General features: G+C 51.3%; 2 rRNA genes. Both read left to right on the top strand.

Features of this window, described 5'->3' with window-relative positions:
* Positions 1-117 precede the first annotated feature (117 nt).
* Positions 118-3011: ribosomal RNA gene (locus tag HX815_RS31450) — 23S ribosomal RNA — on the top strand.
* 153 nt (positions 3012-3164) lie between these two features.
* A 5S ribosomal RNA gene (rrf, locus tag HX815_RS31445) occupies positions 3165-3280 on the top strand.
* Positions 3281-3282: the final 2 nt, after the last annotated feature.

Below are 3282 nucleotides of genomic sequence, written 5' to 3'. Positions count from 1 at the left end.
AGAGACTGAACGTTACTTTCACTGGTAACGGATCAGGCTAAGGTAAAATTTGTGAGTAATTGCGAATTTTCGGCGAATGTCGTCTTCACAGTATAACCAGATTGCTTGGGGTTATATGGTCAAGTGAAGAAGCGCATACGGTGGATGCCTTGGCAGTCAGAGGCGATGAAAGACGTGGTAGCCTGCGAAAAGCTTCGGGGAGTCGGCAAACAGACTTTGATCCGGAGATGTCTGAATGGGGGAACCCAGCCATCATAAGATGGTTACCTTACACTGAATACATAGGTGTATGGAGCGAACCAGGGGAACTGAAACATCTAAGTACCCTGAGGAAAAGAAATCAACCGAGATTCCCTTAGTAGTGGCGAGCGAACGGGGACTAGCCCTTAAGTGGCTTTGAGATTAGCGGAACGCTCTGGAAAGTGCGGCCATAGTGGGTGATAGCCCTGTACGCGAAAATCTCTTAGTCATGAAATCGAGTAGGACGGAGCACGAGAAACTTTGTCTGAATATGGGGGGACCATCCTCCAAGGCTAAATACTACTGACTGACCGATAGTGAACTAGTACCGTGAGGGAAAGGCGAAAAGAACCCCGGAGAGGGGAGTGAAATAGATCCTGAAACCGTATGCGTACAAGCAGTGGGAGCAGACTTTGTTCTGTGACTGCGTACCTTTTGTATAATGGGTCAGCGACTTATTTTCAGTGGCGAGCTTAACCGAATAGGGGAGGCGTAGCGAAAGCGAGTCTTAATAGGGCGTCTAGTCGCTGGGAATAGACCCGAAACCGGGCGATCTATCCATGGGCAGGTTGAAGGTTGGGTAACACTAACTGGAGGACCGAACCGACTACCGTTGAAAAGTTAGCGGATGACCTGTGGATCGGAGTGAAAGGCTAATCAAGCTCGGAGATAGCTGGTTCTCCTCGAAAGCTATTTAGGTAGCGCCTCATGTATCACTGTAGGGGGTAGAGCACTGTTTCGGCTAGGGGGTCATCCCGACTTACCAAACCGATGCAAACTCCGAATACCTACAAGTGCCGAGCATGGGAGACACACGGCGGGTGCTAACGTCCGTCGTGAAAAGGGAAACAACCCAGACCGTCAGCTAAGGTCCCAAAGTTATGGTTAAGTGGGAAACGATGTGGGAAGGCTTAGACAGCTAGGAGGTTGGCTTAGAAGCAGCCACCCTTTAAAGAAAGCGTAATAGCTCACTAGTCGAGTCGGCCTGCGCGGAAGATGTAACGGGGCTCAAACCATACACCGAAGCTACGGGTATCACCTTCGGGTGATGCGGTAGAGGAGCGTTCTGTAAGCCTGTGAAGGTGAGTTGAGAAGCTTGCTGGAGGTATCAGAAGTGCGAATGCTGACATGAGTAACGATAATGGGTGTGAAAAACACCCACGCCGAAAGACCAAGGTTTCCTGCGCAACGTTAATCGACGCAGGGTTAGTCGGTCCCTAAGGCGAGGCTGAAAAGCGTAGTCGATGGAAAACAGGTTAATATTCCTGTACTTCTGGTTATTGCGATGGAGGGACGGAGAAGGCTAGGCCAGCTTGGCGTTGGTTGTCCAAGTTTAAGGTGGTAGGCTGGAATCTTAGGTAAATCCGGGATTCTAAGGCCGAGAGCTGATGACGAGTTATCTTTTAGATGACGAAGTGGTTGATGCCATGCTTCCAAGAAAAGCTTCTAAGCTTCAGGTAACCAGGAACCGTACCCCAAACCGACACAGGTGGTTGGGTAGAGAATACCAAGGCGCTTGAGAGAACTCGGGTGAAGGAACTAGGCAAAATGGCACCGTAACTTCGGGAGAAGGTGCGCCGGTGAGGGTGAAGGACTTGCTCCGTAAGCTCATGCCGGTCGAAGATACCAGGCCGCTGCGACTGTTTATTAAAAACACAGCACTCTGCAAACACGAAAGTGGACGTATAGGGTGTGACGCCTGCCCGGTGCCGGAAGGTTAATTGATGGGGTTAGCTAACGCGAAGCTCTTGATCGAAGCCCCGGTAAACGGCGGCCGTAACTATAACGGTCCTAAGGTAGCGAAATTCCTTGTCGGGTAAGTTCCGACCTGCACGAATGGCGTAACGATGGCGGCGCTGTCTCCACCCGAGACTCAGTGAAATTGAAATCGCTGTGAAGATGCAGTGTATCCGCGGCTAGACGGAAAGACCCCGTGAACCTTTACTATAGCTTTGCACTGGACTTTGAATTTGCTTGTGTAGGATAGGTGGGAGGCTTTGAAGCGTGGACGCCAGTTCGCGTGGAGCCAACCTTGAAATACCACCCTGGCAACTTTGAGGTTCTAACTCAGGTCCGTTATCCGGATCGAGGACAGTGTATGGTGGGTAGTTTGACTGGGGCGGTCTCCTCCTAAAGAGTAACGGAGGAGTACGAAGGTGCGCTCAGACCGGTCGGAAATCGGTCGTAGAGTATAAAGGCAAAAGCGCGCTTGACTGCGAGACAGACACGTCGAGCAGGTACGAAAGTAGGTCTTAGTGATCCGGTGGTTCTGTATGGAAGGGCCATCGCTCAACGGATAAAAGGTACTCCGGGGATAACAGGCTGATACCGCCCAAGAGTTCATATCGACGGCGGTGTTTGGCACCTCGATGTCGGCTCATCACATCCTGGGGCTGAAGCCGGTCCCAAGGGTATGGCTGTTCGCCATTTAAAGTGGTACGCGAGCTGGGTTTAGAACGTCGTGAGACAGTTCGGTCCCTATCTGCCGTGGACGTTTGAGATTTGAGAGGGGCTGCTCCTAGTACGAGAGGACCGGAGTGGACGAACCTCTGGTGTTCCGGTTGTCACGCCAGTGGCATTGCCGGGTAGCTATGTTCGGAATAGATAACCGCTGAAAGCATCTAAGCGGGAAACTAGCCTCAAGATGAGATCTCACTGGAACCTTGAGTTCCCTGAAGGGCCGTCGAAGACTACGACGTTGATAGGTTGGGTGTGTAAGCGCTGTGAGGCGTTGAGCTAACCAATACTAATTGCCCGTGAGGCTTGACCATATAACACCCAAGCAATTTGCGTCGAAGAGACCAGATTGCGGTGTGTGAAGACGAAACGAACCGAAAGTTCGAGATCTTGCAAAACACCGAAAGCTATCACATACCCAATTTGCTGAAGCGAGGCCAACTGGCCACGACTCAGTACCCGAATTTCTTGACGACCATAGAGCATTGGAACCACCTGATCCCATCCCGAACTCAGCAGTGAAACGATGCATCGCCGATGGTAGTGTGGGGTTTCCCCATGTGAGAGTAGGTCATCGTCAAGATT

Source organism: Pseudomonas sp. E6002, assembly GCF_013385565.1.
GTDB lineage: Bacteria > Pseudomonadota > Gammaproteobacteria > Pseudomonadales > Pseudomonadaceae > Aquipseudomonas.
Note: the sequence above shows the minus strand (reverse complement) of the source record. Positions and strands in the feature narration are given on the sequence as shown.